The sequence below is a fragment of the Sulfitobacter sp. R18_1 genome, assembly GCF_017743915.1.
Classification (GTDB): domain Bacteria; phylum Pseudomonadota; class Alphaproteobacteria; order Rhodobacterales; family Rhodobacteraceae; genus Sulfitobacter; species Sulfitobacter faviae.
The window spans coordinates 280,324-300,668 of record NZ_JAGHRG010000005.1; the positions used below are offsets into that span (position 1 = coordinate 280,324).

Below are 20,345 nucleotides of genomic sequence, written 5' to 3' on the forward strand. Positions count from 1 at the left end.
CCCGCCCCCTCTCACGCTATCGGAGGCCCTGCCCCGCAGCCCCTACAGACGGAACCCTCGCATGAAGATCAACGACGAAAGCCCCGTTCTGCTGGCCCTTCTGGACGCCGCCGTCGATGCCATGGTGGTGGCCGATCACGCGGGCAATATCCTGCGGGTGAACAAGGCGGCGGCCATGCTTTTCGGCCATCCGGTCGAGGATCTGGTAGGGCAAAACGTGCGCATGCTGATGCCGGGGGATATGGCCGTTCAACATGACGGCTTTCTGCGTCACCATCTTGAGACCGGAGAGAAACGCATCATCGGCGTGGGCCGTGACGTGGAAGGGTTGCGCGCCGATGGCAGTGTCTTCCCGCTGCATCTTTCCGTGGGCCGCGCCGATATCTCGGGCGAGGTCGCCTTTGTCGGCATCATGCACGATCTGTCGCGCCGAAAAGCCGCCGAGGAGGCCACCGCCCGCTCGCAACGGATGGACGCCATCGGGCAGATGACCGGCGGCATCGCGCATGATTTCAACAACCTTTTGACGGTCGTGATCGGCAATCTGGAACTGCTGGAGATGTCGGAAACCTCGGCCAAAAGCGGCGCGCTGATCTCGGACGCGCTGGAGGCGGCAGAGATCGGCGCCGATCTCACCTCACGCCTGATGGTCTTTGCCCGCAAGACAACGCTGAACGCGGCGGAGATTGACCTCAACGCCGAAGTCTCAAAAGCCGTGGCGATGCTCAAACGCACCATCGGCGCGCATATCGCGGTCGAGACGGGTTTTGCCGAGGACCTTTGGCAGGCCAAGGTAGATGCCACCCAGCTTCAGACTGCCGTGCTCAACATCGCGCTCAATGCCCAAGACGCCATGCCTTCGGGTGGGAAAATTACGCTGGAAACGCGCAACATGCAGCTTGACGACACCTATGTCGCACAGGAAATCGGCATCGACATGGGCAACTACATCCGCCTGTCGATCGCGGACACGGGCGAAGGCATGTCTGCTGAGACTCGCACCCGCGCGATGGAGCCGTTCTTTTCGACCAAACCGGTCGGCCAAGGCACGGGGCTGGGCCTGTCGATGGTTTACGGCTTCATCAAGCAATCCGGCGGGCATATCGCGATCTACAGCGAATTGGGCAAGGGCACGACGATCAGCCTCTATTTCCCCGCCCTCGTGGACAGCACCGGCGCGCGGGCGGCCTCCAGCGACGCGCCAGAGCAGCACGCCGGGATCGGCACCGGCCTGCGCGTGCTGCTGGTGGAGGATGACCCGATGGTCCTACGCCTGTCGGAGCGGCGGCTGGAGTCGCTGGGGTTCGACTGTGTCACGGCGACCACCGGCGATGCGGCATGGGACATCCTGCAAGACCGCGACGACATCGACGTGGTCTTTACCGATCTGGTGATGCCGGGGGAGTTGTCGGGCCATGCGCTGGCCAAACGGGTCACGACGGAAATGCCCGACCTGCGGATATTGATCACCTCGGGCTTCTCCGAAAACGTCCTGCGCGGCGAGGAAGAGAGCCATGCCTTCGCCCTCCTGCGCAAACCCTACAGGCAAGCGGATCTGGCCGAAGCGTTTCGCGCCTTGTTACAAGACTAACCCGAGGTGGCGGTGGGGCTTTCGGTCAGCACATAACCCACCCCGCGCACCGTCTTGATCAAAAGCGGACGCGCCGGATCACGCTCGACCTTCTTGCGCAGCCGCGCCACTTGGTTGTCGATAGTGCGGTCCAAGGGTGCCCAGTTCTGCCCGTCGATCAGATCCATCAACCGGTCCCGCGATAAGGGCTTTTTCGCGTGGTTCACAAAGGCGGCCAAGAGTTTGAAATCAGCCGTGGTCAGATCCCCCTCCTGCCCGTTCCGGCCCACCAGCAGCATCCGCTCGAGGTTGATCTTCAGCCCATCAAGCGCAAGCCAAGGGTCCGCGCTTTGCGGTGCGGGCGCCTCCGCCTCGCGCTTGCCGCTGCGCCGCAGGACGGATTTCACGCGAGCCAAGACCTCACGCACATGGAAGGGTTTTGTCAGATAGTCATCCGCGCCCAGCTCCAGCCCGACAACGCGGTCGATCACATCGTCCTTGCCCGTCACCATGAAGATCGGCACGTCATGATCGCGGCGAAGGTCGCGCGCGATGTCCAGCCCGTCCTCCGCGCCGAGGTTCAGATCCAAGGTCACCAGATCGAAAGCCTCCGCCGCAAAGGCCGCGTCCACGCTCTGCGCGTCATGCGCCTCGGTCACGAGGTAGCCGTCGCTTTCAAGGCAGCGCCTCAGAAGCGTCCGGATCTTGGCATCGTCATCAACAACAAGGATCTTCTTCGCGGCCACGCCCATCACCCCAAAAGTTGCGTTTGTATAGTCCGCAACCCAAGCGAGCACCACCCGCCACGCCGTCCCCTGCGACAAAGCGTTACAAACGGATACAAGACCAAAGGTCGTTCTGCGACATGCGCCTGAGAATGTGACCGCGCCGCAGAAAGGACGATCGCATGTACGTGACGCTATCCAATGAGTTCACCCCCGCAACCAAAGTGCCCGAGGCGCAGCTTTGCCCCCGCACCCCCGCCGCGCAATCGCCGCGCAAGCGGCAGGCGGTCGGCAGCCATCTGTTTCGCGAGGGCGATATCGCCAACCATATCTATGAGATCACCTCGGGCGTCTTTCGCCTGACCCGCGTGCTCGACAACGGGCGGCGGCAGGTCATCGCCTTTGGCCTGCCCGGCGACATCATCGGCTTTCCCAATGGCGCGCTCCATCACAGCGATTGCGAGGCGATCCAGACGGCAGAGGTGATTGCCCACCGCCGCCATGCGCTCGACGATTTCGAGGGGGATCACGAGACGCATAAACGGCTCTTGAACGCTGCCCTGCGTGAGATTTCGGCGATGCAGGATCACTTCATGATGCTGGCCCGCAAATCCGCGCTGGAAAAGGTTGCCTCCTTCCTCATCACGCTGGCGGAGCGCACCGGCAGGCCGATCGGCAATTACACCACCTGCGCCCTGCCGATGACCCGCAGCGACATCGCGGATTTCCTCGGCCTGACGATTGAGACGGTGAGCCGCACCCTGACCCGCCTGCGCAAGCAAGATATTATCGCGCTAGAGACCTCCCAGACCGTGCTGATCAAGGATATGGACGCGCTGATCTCGGCCTCTCAGGCCGCCGACTGACGGCGGGCTTCTACTGGGTTAAGAAAACGCGGGTCTCGGCCCGCGTTTTGCGTTTTTAGGTCGCCTTTTCGGTATCTCGCTGGTGGGTGTCCCCATCAGGCGCGCCATTCTCCAGCAAAATCCGCGCCGCGTCTCCTTCAAGGTCATCGTATTGCCCATTGCGCAGCGTCCAGAGACAGGCCGCAAGCCCCGCTGCGCCAAGACAGACGGAGACGGGGATGAGAACGATCAGGATATTCATCGGCGCACCGCATTCAAAACCACGAGGATAGACGAGGAAGACATCACCGCCGCCGCCATCAGCGGGGTGGCGAAGCCCATGACCGCCACCGGGATCGCGACCGCGTTATAGGCGGCGGCCAGCCCGAGGTTCTGGCGAATACGGCTGCGCGCCCGGCGGGCCAGCCGCAGGGTATCGGCGACCGCCGAAAGATCACCGCCCAGCATCACCCCGTCCGAGGCGACCCGCGCGGCATCCAGCGCCGTGGCGGGCGCGAGAGAGGCATGCGCCCCGGCAAGCGCCGCCGTGTCATTCAACCCGTCGCCCACCATGAGCACCCGCTTGCCCCGCGCAGCCATGTCGCGAGCCAGACCGGCCTTATCCTCGGGCCGAACGGCGGCATGAACCGTGGCGATCCCGAGGGTGTTGGCCAGCGCTTCTGCACGCTGCGCGGTATCGCCAGTGACCATCGCCACTTCCATCCCACGCCCGCGCAGGGCGTTGACGGCTTCCGCCGCCCCGGCGCGGGGCGTCTCGGACAGGGGCAAGGGAATAGAGCGGTCTGGCAGATGCAGTTCCGGCCCCTCCTGCCCGCGACGCAGCGAGACCCGCGCCCCGTGCCACAGGCCGCAAACGCCCTCGCCCGGCACCTCTTGCAGGTCGCGCAGATCGGCGGGCATCTGCCCCTGCAACGCCGCCGCCAAGGCGCGCGAGGCGGGGTGGTCAGACGCCTGCGCGAGGGCAAACGCGACCGATGCCACCTCTGCATCAAGCGCGGGCAGTCGCGCGACGCCTTCGGTCAACGTCCCGGTCTTGTCGAAGAGAACCGTGTCGATCTCGGCCAAACGCTCCAACGCCGTGGGGGATTTCAGCAGCACCCCCGCGCGGAACAAACGCCCGGTCATCGCCGCCGTCACCGCCGGAATGGCCAACGCCAGCGCGCAGGGGCATGTGATGATCAGCGTCGCCGTGGCCACGGCAATCGCGTGATAAAGGTCCCCCGTCAGCGCCCACCAGACCACGAAAGCCAGCGCCGCCAGCCCATGCACAACCGGCGCGTAAAGCCGCGCCGCGCGGTCGGCGATCCCGCTGTAGCGGTGTTTGCCGGTCTCGGCGACCTCGACCAAAGCCGCAAGGCGGCGCAGGGTGCTATCCTCGGCCCGGCGGGTGACCCTTAGGGTCAGCGGCGTGCCAAGGATCACCTCCCCCGCGCAGATCGCCCCGCCCGCCGCCACCGCGACGGCGTCGGCCTCTCCGGTCAGGGCGGAGCGGTCCACCATCACCGCGCCCAAGGCGATGCCATCCACCGGCGCGCGCGCCCCGGCGGCAAGGGCGATGCGGTCATCGGGCATCAGGGCGCTGACGTCCACCGTCTCACGCCCCGTGGCGGTCAGACGCGTCGCGCGGGGCAGTTCCAGCGCCGTTAACTCCGCCGCGGCGGAACGTGCAGTGGCCCGCGCGCGATGCTCAAGATAGCGGCCCACCAGCAGGAAAAAGGTCAGCGAGAGCGCCGCATCGAACCAAGTATGCGCCCCGGTGGCGGCGAAAGTCTCATAAAGCGAGGTCGCCGCCGCCAGCAGGATCGCCAGCGCAATCGGCACATCCATATTCATCCGCCCAGCCCGCAGGGCGACCGATGCCGAGGCGAAGAACGGCACTGCCGAAAAGGCCAAGGCGGGCAGCGCGATGGCGGCAGAGACCCAGTGAAACATCTCGCGTGTGATATCGCCCGCCCCGGACCAGACCGCGACGGAGACTGCCATCACATTCATCATGGCAAAGCCCGCCACGGCGGCGCGGGCCAGCAGACGGCGGCCCGTGTCATCCCCCGCAGGGCGCAGGGCGGTTGCATCCAATTCATGTGCTTCGAAGCCCGCATCGTTCAACGCCTGAAGCGCGGCGCTGGCGTCATATCCGGGGCTCAGCACGATCCGCACCCGTTTGGCCCCAAGGTTCACCCGCGCGGCTTTGACCGAGGGCAAGCGGGCCAAGACCCCCTCGACCCCCGCAATACAGGCCGCGCAGCGGATCTGCGGCAGGGCGAGATGGATGGCCTTGTCGTTCTCCGCAATGCGGTGCGCCGCAGCCACGGCCGAGGGGGTGCCTGCGACACAGCCGGGACAGGCAGCGACGGTCATCGTGTCACCCGCAAGGGAATGCGGCGGCGAAAGAGCGTGCCATCGGCGGCGCGCATCTCGATCCGCAGGTTCCAGTTGCCGGGGCCTGCGGTAACGGGCGCGGTCCACGCATGGCCATCCCAGGCGAAGTCGGGCGTCATGTCATCTGCCACGGTGGTCGCCCGGCCCAATGTCGCCGCGATGATCTTGGGCTGCACCACGCCATTGGCATCCTGCACCGCCAAGCGGAGTGTCTCCCCTGTCAACTCGGTCTGTACCGCCCAGCCGAGCGCTTCCTGCGCCGCGCGGTCGCTGTCGAAATTTTGCGAGGCGACGTAACTCGATTCGGTTTCCTTGCCCGGGAAGGTGCGCACCGCGTTGAAAGCGAGCGCGAGGTTCACCGCGATGATGATCGAAAACCCGCCCACGAAGATCGCCAGCACATGCCAGCCTGTCAGGGGGCGCCCCCGTTGCAATTGCGCTGCGGTCATTGGCTGTCCTTTCCATTGAAAATCGTGTCACCAAAGGCCCGCTCGCCCGAGCGGACGTCTTCGACCCAGAACCGCAGATCGCTGCGCGGCGCGGTGGCGGCGTCACTCTGCGGCGGGGCGATGACATAGACCCGTTGCAGGCGGGTGGTGTCGGCGGGGACGGAGACCACCGGATCCGCCGCCCCCTCGACGCTGAGGTCCAAGCCACGGTCTCCGGCGAGAGACAGCCGGAAATCCCGCGCCTCCCCATGTTTGTTGCGCAGGCGGATGTCATAGGCGTTGCGGATCGACCCGTCCGAGAGGGTGACGAAGGTCGGATTGCGCACCGGCGCCACGGTCATGTCGATCTCAGGCCGGATGAAGAGCGCCACGACAAGCGCCACACCGATGGCGGCCCAAGCGGCGGTATAGATTAAGGTACGCGGGCGGAAGACATGCTGCCAAAGCGGCTTGGGCTGCCAGGGCGGCGCAGTGGCCCCGGCGACGTCACCAGCAGGCGCCTCGGCAAGGCCCGCCACGGCGGCGCTTTCCTTGGGCGCGGTGGGCGGCTCATCATCCAGCGCGAGGTAGTCGATCAGCCCGCGCGGTCGGCCAATCTTGGCCATCACATCGTCGCAGGCATCGATGCAGAGCGCGCAGGTGATACATTCCATCTGCTGGCCTTCGCGGATGTCGATCCCCATCGGGCAGACCGCCACACAGGCGTTGCAATCAATGCAATCGCCCAAAACCTCGCCGTCCCGCGACTGGCGGTCGCCCGCGGTGTTCTTGTCGAGCGCCGCACCATAGCGGGCCACCGCATCGCCGCTGCCGATCGCCTCTGCCGCCGCTTTCTGGCGCTTCACCCCGCCCTTGGCGCGCGGCTCGCCCCGCCATTTGCGGTAGCCGACGGTCAGCGTGCCCGGATCCATCATCGCGCCTTGGATGCGGGGCCAAGGGCACATGTAGATGCAGACCTGTTCGCGCATGAAGCCGCCAAAGATAAAAGTCGTGGCGGTCAGCACGGCGATGGTGGCATAGGCCACGGGGGCGGCTTGCAGGGTCACGAGGTCACGCGCGAGAGTGGGCGCATCGGCAAAGTAAAAGACCCAAGCCCCGCCCGTGGCCACCGCGATCAGCAGCCAGACCACCCATTTCGCCCCCCGCAGCCGCGCCTTGCGCAGGCTCCACGGTGCGTTGTGCAGACGGATGCGCGCGTTGCGGTCGCCTTCGATCCAACGCTCCACAGTCATGAAGAGATCGGACCAGACGGTCTGCGGGCAGGCATAGCCACACCAGACCCGCCCCAGAGCGGAGGTAAACAGGAACAGCCCCAGCCCCGCCATGATCAGCAGCCCGGCCACGAAGTAGAATTCATGCGGCCAAATCTCGATCCAGAAGAAATGGAAGCGCCGGTTTGCGAGATCGACCAGTACCGCTTGGTCCGGCAAGTTTGGCCCGCGGTCCCAACGGAGCCACGGGGTGACGTAATAGACCCCCAGCGTGAGGATCAGGATCACCCATTTCAACCGACGAAAGAATCCGCTGACCCGGCGGGGGAAAATCGGCTCGCGGGCGGCGAAAAGCGGGGGGGCGGCGTTGGACATGGGCAGTAGGCTCCGGTGTTACGTCTTGCGGCCTACACCCGGAGGGCGCAGGCCGCTTTGATCTGCATCAATCTGCAGATTATTTGTCGTACCGGTTTAGTCGGCGGCGGCACCCTCGGCATCGGCCGCAGCCTCGCCGCCGCCCAGACCGTGGACATAGGCGGTCACGGCGCGCACCTCGGCCTCGCCCAGACGGGCCTGCCACGGCGGCATCACCCCCATGCGCGGCGCTTTGAGTTGTCGCAGGATCGCCTCATGGCTGCCGCCGCGCAGCCAGATCGCATCGGCAAGGTTCGGCGCGCCCATCTCACGGTCCCCAAGGCCGCGCTCCCCATGGCAGGCACTACAGTTGTCGGCATAGACCTCTGCCCCCGCCTGCGCCGCGCCCGCGTCATGCTCAAGCCCCGAAAGGCTGCGCACGAAATGCACGGTGGCGTCGAGCTCGGCCTCCTCCATCCAATCAAACGGCGGCATCTCCGAGAAACGCGCGTCGGGGTCATCCTCGTTGCGGATGCCATGGCGCACGGTATAGGCGATATCCTCCATCGTGCCGCCCCAGAGCCAGTCATCGTCCAAAAGGTTCGGATAGCCCGAGGCCACCACACCCCCTGCCCCCGCGCCGTGGCATTGCGAGCAATTGGCCGCAAAGACCGAGCGCCCGGCCTGTGTCGCGAAACGGTGCAGTTCTTCGTTGTCCTTCAGCACCGCCAGATCGACGTTGACGAGGCTTTCGGTCAGGTCAGCATTCGACAGGTCCACACGCGCAATCTCGGCGGCGACTTCGCCACGGGTGGAATAGCCGAGCAGCCCCGCCGTCGCGCCAGAGACCATCGGCCAGGCGGGATAAAGGATGGTATAGATCACGCCCCAGACGACGGTGGCGTAGAATGTCCAGAGCCACCAGCGCGGCAGCGGCGTGTTCAGCTCTTCGATCCCGTCCCAACTGTGGCCTGTGGTCTCGGTCCCGGTGGCGGGGTCGATCTTGCGTTTATCGGTCATGTGCGGGCTCCGTCATTGCGGGCTTGATCGGGGTCGTCGTTGCGAAACGGGACGGCGGCGGCAGCGGCGTGCAGGGCGCGCGAGCCGGGGCGAAAGGCCCAAGCAATGACGCCCAGAAAAATCAGCGTCAGGATCAAAAGCGCCCAGCTATCAGCCAGTTCACGCAGGAAAGAATAGGTGTCCATTGCGGCCTCCTCAGCGGCTGGCGTCAGGCACGAAGGTCGAGAAATCGACCAGCGTTCCGAGCATTTGCAAATAGGCGATCAGGGCATCCATCTCGCTCACCCCCGGCTGGCCGTCGAAGTTGCGCACCTGCGCGCCGGGGTAGCGTTCCAGCAGCCCGTCGTAATCGCCGAAAGGGTCGACCTGCACCCGGAAGTCGCCACGGACATTCGCGATCATCTCATCGCTATAGGGCACGCCGACCGTGCGGTGGGTGGCGACCAGATCGGTCACATCCTCAGGCTCAAGTTTGGCGTCCATCAGGAAAGCGTATTTCGGCATGACACTTTCCGGCACCACCGATTGCGGGTCCATCAGGTGATCGACATGCCACTCATCCGAATAGCGCCCGCCCACGCGCGCCAGATCCGGCCCGGTGCGTTTGGAGCCCCATTGAAACGGGTGGTCATACATGGATTCGGCGGCGAGGCTGTAGTGGCCGTAACGCTCCGTCTCATCGCGCATCGGGCGGATCATCTGGCTGTGGCAGACATAGCAGCCCTCGCGCACATAGATCTCGCGCCCGGCCAATTCCAGCGGCGAATAGGGGCGCATGCCCTCGACCTCTTCGATGGTGTTCTCCAACCAAAAGAGCGGCGCGATTTCGACGATCCCGCCGATGCTCACCACCCCGAGCGAGGCGATCAACAGCAGCGTCGCATTGCGCTCGAACCGCTGGTGAAAGGTGATCGCCTCCGTCTCGGGCGGCAGTTCGTTGGGGACTTTGCCCTTCTTCAAGCCTTCGCTGGCGGTGACCACCTTGGGGTCGTCAGCGGGGTCATAATTGGGGCTGTGGGGGTTCTTGGCCATTGATCTTACTCCGCTGGCAGGGCGACGGTGACGGGGCGGGCTTGCGGGGCGCGGATGGTCATCCACATGTTCCAGACCATCACCGCACCGCCCGCGAGGTAGAGAACCCCGCCCAGACCACGGACCACATACATCAGGAATTTCGCTTCGACGGTGTCGGCAAAGCTGTTGACGAGGAAGCCATTGGCATCGACCTCACGCCACATCAGCCCCTCCATGATGCCCGAGACCCACATCGACGCCGCGTAGAGCACGATCCCAAGGGTCGCGAGCCAGAAGTGCAGGTTGATCGCCGCCATGGAGTGCATCTGCGCCCGGCCCCAGAGCCGCGGGGTGAGGAAGTAGAGCGCGCCAAAGGTGATGAGCCCGTTCCAGCCAAGCGCGCCGGAATGCACGTGCCCAATGGTCCAATCGGTGTAGTGGCTTAGGCTGTTCACCGCGCGGATCGACATCATCGGCCCCTCGAAGGTCGACATCCCGTAGAAGGCGAGCGAGGCCACGAACATGCGGATGATCGGATCGGTGCGGATCTTGTCCCACGCGCCTTCGAGCGTCATCAGCCCGTTGATCATGCCGCCCCATGAGGGCATCCACAGGATGATCGAAAACACCATCCCCAGCGTCGCCGCCCAATCGGGCAAGGCGGTGTAATGCAAGTGGTGCGGACCGGCCCAGATATACAGAAAGATCAGCGCCCAGAAGTGGATGATCGACAGCTTGTAGCTATAGACCGGACGGCCTGCCTGTTTCGGCACGAAGTAATACATCATGCCAAGGAAACCCGCCGTCAGGAAGAAGCCCACGGCGTTGTGGCCGTACCACCATTGCATCATCGCATCCTGCACGCCCGCAAAGACCTGCACCGATTTGGAGCCCCAGATCGACACCGGGATGGCGAGGTTATTGACCACATGCAGCATCGCCACGGTGATGATGAACGCCAGAAAGAACCAGTTGGCGACATAGATATGCCGCTCACGCCGCTTCAGGATCGTGCCGAAGAATACGGCGAGGTAGACCAGCCAGACGATGGTGAGCCAGATGTCGACGTACCATTCCGGCTCGGCATATTCCTTGGATTGGGTCGCGCCGAGCAAATAGCCCGTGGCCGCGAGAACGATAAAGAGCTGATAGCCCCAAAAGACGAACCAAGCCGCGTTCCCACCCCAGAGCCGTGCCGAAGAGGTGCGCTGCACGATGTAGAAAGACGTAGCGATCAAGGCGTTGCCGCCAAAGGCGAAGATCACCGCGCTGGTGTGCAGCGGGCGCAACCGGCCAAAGTTGGCATAGGGCTGCGCCCAATCAATGTTCAGTGCCGGAAAGGCCAGTTGGAAGGCGATGAAGGTGCCCACCAAAAACCCCACCACGCCCCAAAAGGCGGTGGCGATGACGCCATAGCGAATGGGGCCATCCATATAGCCCTGCGGCGCCGCAGGCGCGACCGGCTCCGCGTCCTCGACAGGCATCCGACGCAACTGCCAAAAAAACAACCCTGCGGCCACCAACATGACCAGCAGGGCGTGAACCATATAAGCCGGATCGCGCGCCCAATCCGCCCCGAGTGCTGCAAAGAACACTATAAGCGCAAGCACGATCAACTTGAGCGTATCGAACATATTCCGAATCCCTTCATCTTTGGGAGACGGATCACATGGGCCCCAAGCCGCCGCTTTGATCTATGTCAAAACTCGGCGGATAAGCCTGCGAAGGGCGCGTTTTCGTAAGGCGACGGCCTAGCTTTTGGTCCGCGCCCCGCTGGGGTCATACATCGGTTTCAAACTGGCCTCGGCCTTGATCCGGCGGCCCGCCACGTCGATCTCATAGGTCGAGGCAAGCAGATCGGCGGGGCTTTCGCCCGCGCAGGGCACATAGCCCAGCCCGATCGCTCCCCCTAAGTGATGGCCATAGTTGCCTGAGGTGAGATAGCCCACGATGCCCCCCTCCCGCAGGATCGGTTCAGCGTGGTAGAGCAGTGGCTCGGGGTCCGTCAGGCGGAATTGCAGCATCCGCAGTTTCAGCCCCTCTTCCTTTTTGCGCAGCACCGCGTCGCGGCCAATGAAGTCGGGCTTGTCGGTCTTCACCGCAAAGCCCAAGCCCGCCTCCAGCACATGATCCTCGCAGGTGATGTCATGACCGAAGTGGCGAAAGCCCTTTTCGATCCGGCAACTGTCCATCGCATGCAGACCGCAAAGTTTCAGGCCGAAAGCCGCGCCCGCTTCCATCAGCGCCTCAAAAACATGGCCTGCCATCTCGGCGCTGACGTAAAGCTCCCAACCCAGTTCGCCCACATAGGACACCCGATGCGCCCGGGCGAGGCCCATGCCGATCTCGATCTCGCGCGCCATGCCGAAGGGGTGCGTCTCATTCGAAAAGTCATTGGGGGAGACCGCCTGCAACACGTCCCGCGCCTTCGGCCCCATAATCGCGAGCACCGCCTCACCCGCCGTCACATCGGTGATCACCACAATCCGGTCGCCAGCATGGCGGCGCAGCCATGTCTCATCCGCCAGCCGCGTCGCTGCCGGAGTGACGACGAGATAGGCCGTCTCGCTCAGCCGGGTGACGGTGACATCCGCCTCGATCCCGCCGCGGGGGTTGAGGAACTGGGTATAGACGATCTTGCCCACCGGCACCGCCATCTGCGCGCCGCAGACGTGGTTCATGAAAGCCTCGGCCTCTGGCCCCTCGACGCGGATTTTGCCGAAAGACGACATATCGTAAAGCCCCACGCCCGCGCGGATGGCGGCATGTTCGGCGGCTTGATTGTCGAACCAATTCTGCCGGCCCCAAGCATAGCGATATTCGCGCGGCTGCCCGGGATCGGCGAACCAATTGGCTCGTTCCCAGCCTGCGAATTCGCCCATGACCGCGCCATGCTCCAGCAGATGCGCATGGAGCGGGCTGCGCCTAATGCCCCGCGCGGTGGCCTTTTGGCGGTAGGGGAAGTGATCGGCATAGAGCAGCCCCAGCGTTTCGGTCGACCGTTCCGCCAGATAGGTCTTGTTGCCCTGAAACGGCTGCATCCGCGCGATATCCACATCGCCCAGATCGAAGGGTTTCTGCCCGTCCTCCATCCACTGCGCCAGCGCAATGCCCGCCCCGCCTGCCGATTGGATGCCAATGGAGTTGAACCCGGCGGCGACCCAGACATTGTCCATCTCGGGCGCTTGGCCGAGGTGATAGGCATCGTCGGGGGTGAAACTTTCGGGGCCGTTGAAAAAGGTATGAATTCCCGCCTCCGCCAGCAGCGGCAGCCGTTTGACCGCCATTTCGAGGATCGGCTCGAAATGGTCGAAATCCTCGGGCAGTTGATCGAACTCGAAACTCTCGGGGATGCCATCCAGCGCCCAAGGTTTGGCGACGGGTTCGAAGGCGCCGAGCAGGATCTTCCCCGCATCCTCTTTGTAATAGGCGTATTCATCGGGGATGCGCAGCACCGGCAACTCGTGCAAGCCCGGCACGGCCTCGGTGACGATATAGAAATGCTCACAGGCTTGCAGCGGCACGTTGCTGCCCAGCATCCGGCCCAACTCGCGCCCCCACATGCCCGCGCAATTGATGACCTGTTCGGCCTCGATCCGGCCCCTGCTGCCATCCTCCCCGGCCCAGTCCACCGCAGTGATCCGACGCCCCGCGCGGGTGACACCGGTCGCCTTGACCCGCTCGGCCACCACTGCGCCGCGCGCCCGGGCGCCCTTGGCCAAGGCCAGCGCGATATTGGCCGGATCGCCCTGCCCGTCTTTCGGAAGATAAACCGCGCCGGTCATGCCCTCGGTCTGCACATGGGGGTATTTCGCGCGGACTTCTTCAGGGGTGATCTCTTCGACCTCGACGCCAAAGGCGCGGGCCATGGCGGCCTGACGCAAGATCTCCTCTCGCCGCGCAGGCGTCAGGGCGGCGGTGATCGAGCCCACGCGTTTGAACCCCGTGGCGACCCCGGTTTCCCCCTCCAATGCGCCGTAGAGTTCTTGGGAGTATTTCGCCAGCCGCGTCATGTTCTGCGTCGCCCGCAGCTGTGCGATCAGCCCCGCCGCGTGCCATGTGGTGCCGGAGGTCAGTTGTTTGCGCTCCAGCAGTACCACATCGGTCCAGCCGAGCTTTGTCAGATGATAGGCGACCGAACAGCCGATCACGCCACCGCCGATAATCACCGCGCGGGCCTTGGAAGGCAGCTGTCCCATCTCAGACCTCCTGCGCGCGAATGCGCGTGTTTTGGCTGTCCCAAAGCGGGGTGTCGGGCTGCACCGTGGCGCGGTAGCTTTGGCCGTAGATTTCGACCGTAAGTTCGGTACCCGGCACGGCAGCATCAGCCCGCACCACGCCAAGGGCGATGGAGGCATCGACCCGGTAGCCATAGCCGCCGCTGGTCACCTCGCCCACGGCATCTCCGTTCAGGCGCAGCGTGGCCATCGGCGGCGCATCTTGCGGGTTACCTCCGACCACCAACGTCACGAAGCGGCGCTGCGGCCCTGCGTCCCTTTCGGCGATCAGCGCCTCCTTCCCCGGAAATGCCTCTGGCTTGTCGAGGCGCAGGAAACGGTCCAAGCCGGCCTCCAGCAAGGTATATTCCTGCGACAGATCGCCCTTCCACGTCCGGTAGCCTTTTTCCAGCCGCATGGAATTGAGCGCGAACATCCCAAAGGGCGTGGCCCCGCCCGCGATCAGCGCATCATATATCGCGGGCATGTCTTCGGGGGCCGCGTGGATTTCCCAGCCCAACTCGCCCGCGAAACAGACCCGGGCGAGCAGCGCAGGCCTGCCCTCTACCGACGCCTCTTGATGGCTGAGCCACGGCAGCGCCAGATCGGCCTCCGGGCCCAGCCGCGCCAGCAGGGCGCGGGATTTCGGACCGCATAGGATCAGGGTCGAGACTGCATCGGTGCGATCCGTCAGGCTGATCTCGCCCTCTTTGGCCAGCGCATCGCGCAGCAATTCATAGTCATGCCATTGCGCGGGAGCGGCGGTGATCAGGGTGAAGTCATCCTCAGCATGGCGCAGGATCGACATCTCGGTCAGCACCCGGCCCCGGCTGTCGGGGAAATAGCCCAGCGTCATCCGCCCGACCTTCGGAAGCGCGCCCGCGATGCGGCCCCGCAACCATTCCGCAGCCCCCGGCCCCGCAAGCGCGAAACGCGAGAACCCCGGTAGATCGAGCACGCCCACATGGTCGCGCACCGCCACGACCTCCTCACGAACCCGCGCCGCCCATGGGCCATCCCGGTCCCATGTCTGGGTCGCGGCCTCGGCGGTGTCATCACCGGGTTTGGCGAACCAATTCGCCCGCTCCCACCCGTTGTAGGCCCCCATCTGACCGCCCGCGTCGCGCAGCCGGTTGTGCAGCGGCGACAGCTTCTTGTCGCGCCCGGCGGGCCATGCGTGATGCGGGAAATGCATCGCATATTCATGGCCATAGGTCTCAAGCGCCTTGGCGAGGGTAAAGTCGTGATCGGCATGGGCGGTGTAGCGGCGCGGGTCAACATCCCACATGTCCCACTCCGTTTCGCCTTGCGTGATCCATTCGGCCATGACCTTGCCCGCGCCGCCGCCCTGCGCGATGCCAAAGGTAAAGCTATGCGCCTCGAAAGCGTTTGGCACGCCGGGCATCGGGCCCAGCATCGGCAGCCCATCGGGCGCATAGGGGATCGGCCCGTTGATCACCCGCCCCACACCGCTCTGGCCCAACAGCGGCATCCGCGCCATGGCGTCTTCGATATACCATTCCAGCCGATCTAGATCGTCGGGGTAAAGCTGAAAACTGAAATCCTCGGGCATCGGATCGTCGGGGGTGATCCAATGCGCCTTGCAGTTGCGCTCATAGGGGCCGAGGTTCAGCCCGTTCTTGTCCTGCCGCAGGTAGTAGGAACTGTCCACATCGCGGACCATTGGCATCTTATGGCCCTTCTCGGCGGTCCAAGCGGCAAGCTCGGGGATTTCCTCGGTCAGGAAATACTGATGACTCATAACCACCGCAGGCACTTGGCGGCCCCCATGGGGGCGGAACCATTCGCCCACCCGTTGCGCGTAATAGCCGGCAGCGTTGACCACCTTCTCGCAGCGGATCGCGCCCTTGTCGGTATGGACGATCCATTCATCCCCTTCGCGGTCTATCCCGGTCGCGGGGGTGAAACGATGGATCGCCGCGCCCGCCTCTCGCGCCCCTTTGGCAAGGGCTTGGGTCAGCTGCGCCGGGTCGATGTCCCCGTCCAAGGGATCCCACAGCCCGCCAGCTAGGTCGTGCAACTCTATGAAAGGGTTGTGTTCCTTCAATTCGGCGGGGGTGCACATCTCCATCCCCAGCCCCTGCGCGCGGGCCATGGAGGCGACATGTTCAAACTCCTGCATCCGCTCGCGACTATGCGCGAGCCGCAGCGCCCCGGTGACATGGTAATTGATCGGATAGCCGACCGCCTCACCCAAACCGCGGTACATCTCAAGCCCGTAGCGCTGCATGTTCATCACCGCCCAAGAGTTCGAGAAGTTCGGACAGTTGCCCGCCGCATGCCAAGTAGAGCCTGCGGTGAGTTCGTTCTTTTCCAGCAGGACGCAATCGGTCCACCCCGCGCGGGCGAGGTGATAGAGGGTCGAGACCCCAACCACGCCGCCGCCGATGATCACCACCCGTGCCGTTGTCGGAAAATCAGCCACATGCACCTCCTATCGCCATGCACCGCCAAAGGGTTGGCCAGAGGCGCCCCCGGACAGTTTGTAATTGTTCGAATTGATGAAAACCCGGTTCAGTACACCGGGGGAGAGATCACCCAGACCACCACGGCGGGCGTGTCGTAGGGATTGTCCCAAGTGTAATATTCGCCCCGAATGCGAAAGCTGTCGCCGGGGCCAACGGAAAAGCGGCGTTCCGCGATCGTGAGGTTCAACCGGCCCGAGATGACGAAGCCGACCTCCTGCGTTTCGCGCCTGACGGGCGCCTCCAGCCCCGAATAGGCGGCAAAGGTCGAGTGGATTACCTCGAAACTGTCGGTGAGATCGGGCGACAGCAGTTCTTCCGTCAACCCATTGGCCGCGCTCCCCATGGCGCGCCGCGCCCCGGCCCGCACGACATAGCCACGTTCTTCGGGGCTTACCGTCGCTTCGCCAAAAAGCAGCGAGATTGGCACGTCCAAGATCTCGGCGATGCGGCGCAGGTCGGCGATGGAGGGGGTCGAGATGTCGCGTTCGATCTGACTGACCCAGCCGACCGACCGGCCCAAAGCCTCGGCCAGATCCGTGAGAGTCAGTTTGCGCCCCTTGCGGATCGCCCGTAGGTCGGCCCCCAGAGAGCGTGGCCCCACGGCCTCCGCCCCGGGTCTTTTCGCTCGGGTCATGTGAAATTTTCCTCCATTTTTTCACTGTGGCGCGGAATTCGGCGTCTGGCAAGGGCGGCTCCTTTCAAACAGAAGGGGATGGCGGGCGGGGTTAAGACCGCCCTTTCCAAGGCACCAGCAACCGCTCAGCCTTGCGCATCAGCATGTCGATACCGAACCCGATGATGCCGATCAGGATGATCCCCATAAGCACGATATCGGTCAGCTGGAATTTGGAGGCGACCATGATCATCATCCCCGCCCCTTTCTCTGCCGCGACCAGTTCGGCGGCGACCACCGTGCCCCAGCAGACCCCCATCGCCACCCGCGCACCGGTAAAGATCTCGGGCAGTGAGTTTGGCACGATGACATGGCGCATGATCTGCGCCTTGGACGCGCCCAGCGAATAGGCCGCATGGACCTTGGTGATATTCACCCCCGACACGCCCGACCGCGCAGCGATGGCCATGATCCACAGCGCCGCGAGGAACAGCAGGATGATCTTGCCCACCTCCCCGATCCCCGCCCAGATGATCACCAGCGGGATGAGGGCAAGCGGCGGCACCGGGCGCATGAATTCGACAATCGGATCGAACCAGCCCCGAAACCAGCCCGACAGCCCCATGGCATAGCCCAGCGGAATGCCCACCAGCGCACCAAGGGCGAACCCCACCACCACGCGGAACAGCGAATAGCCCAGATGCTCCCACAGGGTGCTGTCGCGGTAGCCTTGGCTTGAGATTTCAGCAAGGCGGGAGACCACGGCTTCGGGGGGCGGCAGCCAGATCGGCTCCATCTGCCAGCCCTTGGCAGGCTCGAAGTTCAGCGTGCCCTTGGGCGACATGCCCACGCGGCCAAACTCGGTCTGCACCTCGCCACCGGGCGCGATCTCCTGCCCGTTCACGGCGACGACCCGGTGCCCGAGATCGCGGCCCTTCTCGTCATTCTTATCAACACGCAACAGCCCCGAGCGCCAAGCGCCGATGGTGAAAGCGTCATTCTTGGCCCAGCCTTCGCCGGGATCGACCTGCGGCGTCTCGGCGTCTTCGCCCACCGGATGCACCAGCACCGTGATCGTGCCATCATCGCGGGAGCCGTCATCGGCCTCGGCAGTATAGGTCAGCTCGGCCAGCCCCTCGAACGGGCCGGGCGCATGTAAAAACCGGGGCAGCAGGGAGGAGCCGGTGAACGCGCCCCACAGCAGGAAGATCGTCAAGATCGAGATCACGCTGGCGGTGCGGTTCGACGTCACCGCGCTTTCGTCGCCAAAGGTTACCGTTTTACGCGCCGCGAAACCGCTGGCTGTCTGATCGACGACCAAGCGGACAAGGAAAAAGGAAAGCGCGAAGATGACGATATAGATAAGCAGGATCAACATCATGCCTCCTCCGTCCGGCCCATGATCTCTTCCTCCATGTCCCAGATCATACCGAGGATTTCCTCGCGCCTTTCGGCGAATTCCGGGTGTTTCTTGACCTCACGCAGGTCTTGTCCCACGCCCAGATCGGCAAAAGGCAAACGGTATTCACGGTGAATGCGCCCCGGGCGCGGCGCCATGACCAAAAGCCGCTCGCCAAGCAGCAGCGCCTCTTCGACGGAATGGGTGATCAGGATGATGGTCTTGCCGGTCTCTTTCCACAGTTTCAGGACGAGGCTTTGCATCTTTTCGCGGGTCAGCGCGTCCAGCGCGCCCAAGGGTTCGTCCATCAAGATCACATCGGGGTCATTCGCCAGACAACGCGCCAGCGCCACCCGCTGCTGCATCCCGCCCGAGAGCTCATAGATCGCCTTTTCCTTGAAATCGCCCAGCCCGACGATATCGAGCAGATGGTCAACCTCGGCCCCGTATTGCTTTTCGCCCTGCCCCTTCATGCGCGGACCGAAGCTTACGTTTTCACGCACTGACATCCACTCAAAGAGCGCGCCCTGTTGAAAGACCATGCCGCGCTCGGCATCCGGCCCCGTGACGCTATGGCCGTTCATTACGATCTCGCCCGAACTCGGGGCAAGGAAACCCGCCACGATATTGAGCAGCGTCGTCTTGCCACAGCCCGAGGGGCCGAGGACCGACATCAACTCCCCCTCCGCAAGGTCAAGCGATACGTCCTCAAGCGCCTGCACATGACTGCCATTGGGCAGATCAAACCGCATCGACAGGTTTTCGATTTTCAATCCCGACATGCCGCCCCGCTGCTTATTCGTTTATCGGCGCGCCCCGTCTGCCCGGTCCCTCGCAATCAGGCACCGGGCTGCAATGGGGCGGCCTATTTTTGCGCCGCTTGGCTTACATATCGCTCGCCGCTTGCAGCGGGCCGGTGTTCACCGCATCTTCATAACTGTCGAGCGCACCGTCGATCGCGCCTGCTTCGACAAAGACATCGGCCACGCCTTTCATGAACTCCTGCGCGCCCCCGCCGAGCCATTTCTCACCCATCTGCTCATCAACCGTCGGGAAAGAGAATGTCGCGATGGTTTCCATCGTGGCGTCTTCGTCCATACCGGCGTCCTTGGCGATGACGGGCAGCATCTTCTCGCGGTTGGCCTCATCCGCCCACATCGCGTTTGCTTCGGCCGTCACGCTCAGGAAGGCGGCGACCGTGTCAGAGTTTTCGGCCACCCAAGAGGCCGGGCCGGAGGTCACGTCGAAGACGAGAATGCCCAGCTCTTCCTTCTCCGCGCCGGTCAAAAGGATATTGCCATGTTCCATCATCCGGCGCAGCGACCCACCCCAGCCGCAGGCCATATCGACCGATCCCTGCGCGATGGCCGCGGCCCCATCTGGCGGCGCCATATCCACCACGTCGAGCGATCCAACATCGACGCCGAAGTGTTTCATTTGTTTGAGAAAACCGTAATGCGCAGCCGTGCCAAGCGGCACCGCGACCTTCTTGCCCGTCAGTTCCTCGGCAGAGGATTTGTCGATCTCCAGCGCCTCGCGCACGACGCAATTGTCATTCTCGGAATAGCTGACCGCGACATCGAGAATTTGCAGATCTTGCCCCGCCGAAGTGGCGACCACGAAGGGCGGCACGCCTTGGCTGAGCGACAACTGCACATCCCCCGAGGCCATCGCCGCCGACATGGCGGTGCCGGAATCGAAGCTCACCCAATTCACGGTCGTCCCGAGCGCTTCGTCATACATCCCCTCCGCCTTGGCGTATTGGAACGGCATCGGCCATTCGAGGAAATACCCTACGGTCAGATCCTGCGCGGCGGATTGGCTGACCCCCAGCACAAGCAGGCTGGCGGCGGTGCCCATCAGTTTCACGGTCTTCATGATAGTCTCCCTTGGTTTGTTATGGTCGCGTCTTGCAGTCGAACTCCCGTTCACATGGATCGCGACCATCGGCCCTGTCAGACATCAGGAAGGGCAAGCCCCGGGTCATGTGAAAAAATCCCTCACGATTTCACGATACGGGCGGAAATGAACTTTTCAAC

The 20,345-nt window shown here is 64.0% G+C and carries 17 protein-coding genes; 2 read left to right on the top strand and 15 right to left on the bottom strand.

Going from position 1 to position 20,345, the window contains the following annotated elements:
- Nucleotides 1-61 precede the first annotated feature (61 nt).
- A complete protein-coding gene (locus J7392_RS12450; RefSeq protein ID WP_209217812.1) occupies nt 62-1,591 on the top strand; it encodes a PAS domain S-box protein in 1,530 nt (509 codons plus the stop codon).
- Here the strand turns inward: J7392_RS12450 and J7392_RS12455 are convergent.
- On the bottom strand, nt 1,588-2,322 hold the full coding sequence (locus J7392_RS12455) for a response regulator (protein WP_209217860.1): 735 nt from the start codon (nt 2,320-2,322) through the stop codon (nt 1,588-1,590). The two genes, J7392_RS12450 and J7392_RS12455, sit on opposite strands and share 4 nt — an antisense overlap.
- 155 nt (nt 2,323-2,477) lie before the next feature.
- Here J7392_RS12455 and J7392_RS12460 point away from each other — a divergent pair, with 155 nt between their 5' ends.
- Nucleotides 2,478-3,161 (top strand): helix-turn-helix domain-containing protein, encoded by a 684-nt coding sequence (locus tag J7392_RS12460; protein ID WP_209217813.1) that lies wholly within the window; start codon nt 2,478-2,480, stop codon nt 3,159-3,161.
- Between the two features lie 55 nt (nt 3,162-3,216).
- Here the strand turns inward: J7392_RS12460 and ccoS are convergent, their stop codons facing one another.
- The 14 genes from ccoS to J7392_RS12530 form a co-directional block, all read right to left on the bottom strand.
- Complete coding sequence (ccoS, locus tag J7392_RS12465) at nt 3,217-3,402, bottom strand: cbb3-type cytochrome oxidase assembly protein CcoS (protein WP_209217814.1); 186 nt, start codon at nt 3,400-3,402, stop codon at nt 3,217-3,219.
- Entirely contained in the window at nt 3,399-5,519 is a 2,121-nt protein-coding gene (locus tag J7392_RS12470) for a heavy metal translocating P-type ATPase (protein WP_209217815.1), read from the bottom strand. The genes ccoS and J7392_RS12470 overlap by 4 nt, the downstream gene beginning before the upstream one ends.
- Complete coding sequence (locus J7392_RS12475; protein ID WP_209217816.1) at nt 5,516-5,989, bottom strand: FixH family protein; 474 nt, start codon at nt 5,987-5,989, stop codon at nt 5,516-5,518. Before J7392_RS12475 ends, J7392_RS12470 begins: the two co-directional genes overlap by 4 nt.
- Nucleotides 5,986-7,575 (bottom strand): cytochrome c oxidase accessory protein CcoG, encoded by a 1,590-nt coding sequence (gene ccoG, locus J7392_RS12480; RefSeq protein WP_209217817.1) that lies wholly within the window; start codon nt 7,573-7,575, stop codon nt 5,986-5,988. The genes J7392_RS12475 and ccoG overlap by 4 nt, the downstream gene beginning before the upstream one ends.
- Nucleotides 7,576-7,671: 96 nt before the next feature.
- Nucleotides 7,672-8,574 carry a cytochrome-c oxidase, cbb3-type subunit III gene (gene ccoP, locus J7392_RS12485; RefSeq protein WP_209217818.1) on the bottom strand — a complete coding sequence of 301 codons (903 nt, stop codon included), beginning with the start codon at nt 8,572-8,574 and terminating at the stop codon, nt 7,672-7,674.
- Complete coding sequence (locus J7392_RS12490; protein WP_209217819.1) at nt 8,571-8,759, bottom strand: cbb3-type cytochrome c oxidase subunit 3; 189 nt, start codon at nt 8,757-8,759, stop codon at nt 8,571-8,573. Before J7392_RS12490 ends, ccoP begins: the two co-directional genes overlap by 4 nt.
- A 10-nt stretch (nt 8,760-8,769) precedes the next feature.
- The gene (ccoO, locus tag J7392_RS12495; RefSeq protein WP_209217820.1) at nt 8,770-9,606 is read right to left on the bottom strand and encodes a cytochrome-c oxidase, cbb3-type subunit II; all 837 of its coding nucleotides are present in this window, start codon (nt 9,604-9,606) and stop codon (nt 8,770-8,772) included.
- A 5-nt stretch (nt 9,607-9,611) separates the two neighbouring features.
- The gene (gene ccoN, locus J7392_RS12500) at nt 9,612-11,222 is read right to left on the bottom strand and encodes a cytochrome-c oxidase, cbb3-type subunit I (protein WP_209217821.1); all 1,611 of its coding nucleotides are present in this window, start codon (nt 11,220-11,222) and stop codon (nt 9,612-9,614) included.
- A 117-nt stretch (nt 11,223-11,339) separates the two neighbouring features.
- Nucleotides 11,340-13,787 carry an FAD-dependent oxidoreductase gene (locus J7392_RS12505; protein WP_209217822.1) on the bottom strand — a complete coding sequence of 816 codons (2,448 nt, stop codon included), beginning with the start codon at nt 13,785-13,787 and terminating at the stop codon, nt 11,340-11,342.
- 1 nt (nt 13,788) lies between these two features.
- The gene (locus J7392_RS12510) at nt 13,789-16,251 is read right to left on the bottom strand and encodes an FAD-dependent oxidoreductase (protein WP_209217823.1); all 2,463 of its coding nucleotides are present in this window, start codon (nt 16,249-16,251) and stop codon (nt 13,789-13,791) included.
- An 89-nt stretch (nt 16,252-16,340) separates the two neighbouring features.
- Nucleotides 16,341-16,928 (bottom strand): XRE family transcriptional regulator, encoded by a 588-nt coding sequence (locus tag J7392_RS12515; protein ID WP_209217824.1) that lies wholly within the window; start codon nt 16,926-16,928, stop codon nt 16,341-16,343.
- A gap of 91 nt (nt 16,929-17,019) precedes the next feature.
- Nucleotides 17,020-18,285 (bottom strand): ABC transporter permease subunit, encoded by a 1,266-nt coding sequence (locus tag J7392_RS12520; RefSeq protein ID WP_067266238.1) that lies wholly within the window; start codon nt 18,283-18,285, stop codon nt 17,020-17,022.
- A complete protein-coding gene (locus tag J7392_RS12525) occupies nt 18,285-19,088 on the bottom strand; it encodes an ABC transporter ATP-binding protein (RefSeq protein WP_067266249.1) in 804 nt (267 codons plus the stop codon). Before J7392_RS12525 ends, J7392_RS12520 begins: the two co-directional genes overlap by 1 nt.
- A 103-nt stretch (nt 19,089-19,191) precedes the next feature.
- Complete coding sequence (locus tag J7392_RS12530; RefSeq protein WP_209217825.1) at nt 19,192-20,184, bottom strand: ABC transporter substrate-binding protein; 993 nt, start codon at nt 20,182-20,184, stop codon at nt 19,192-19,194.
- Between the last annotated feature and the right edge of the window lie 161 nt (nt 20,185-20,345).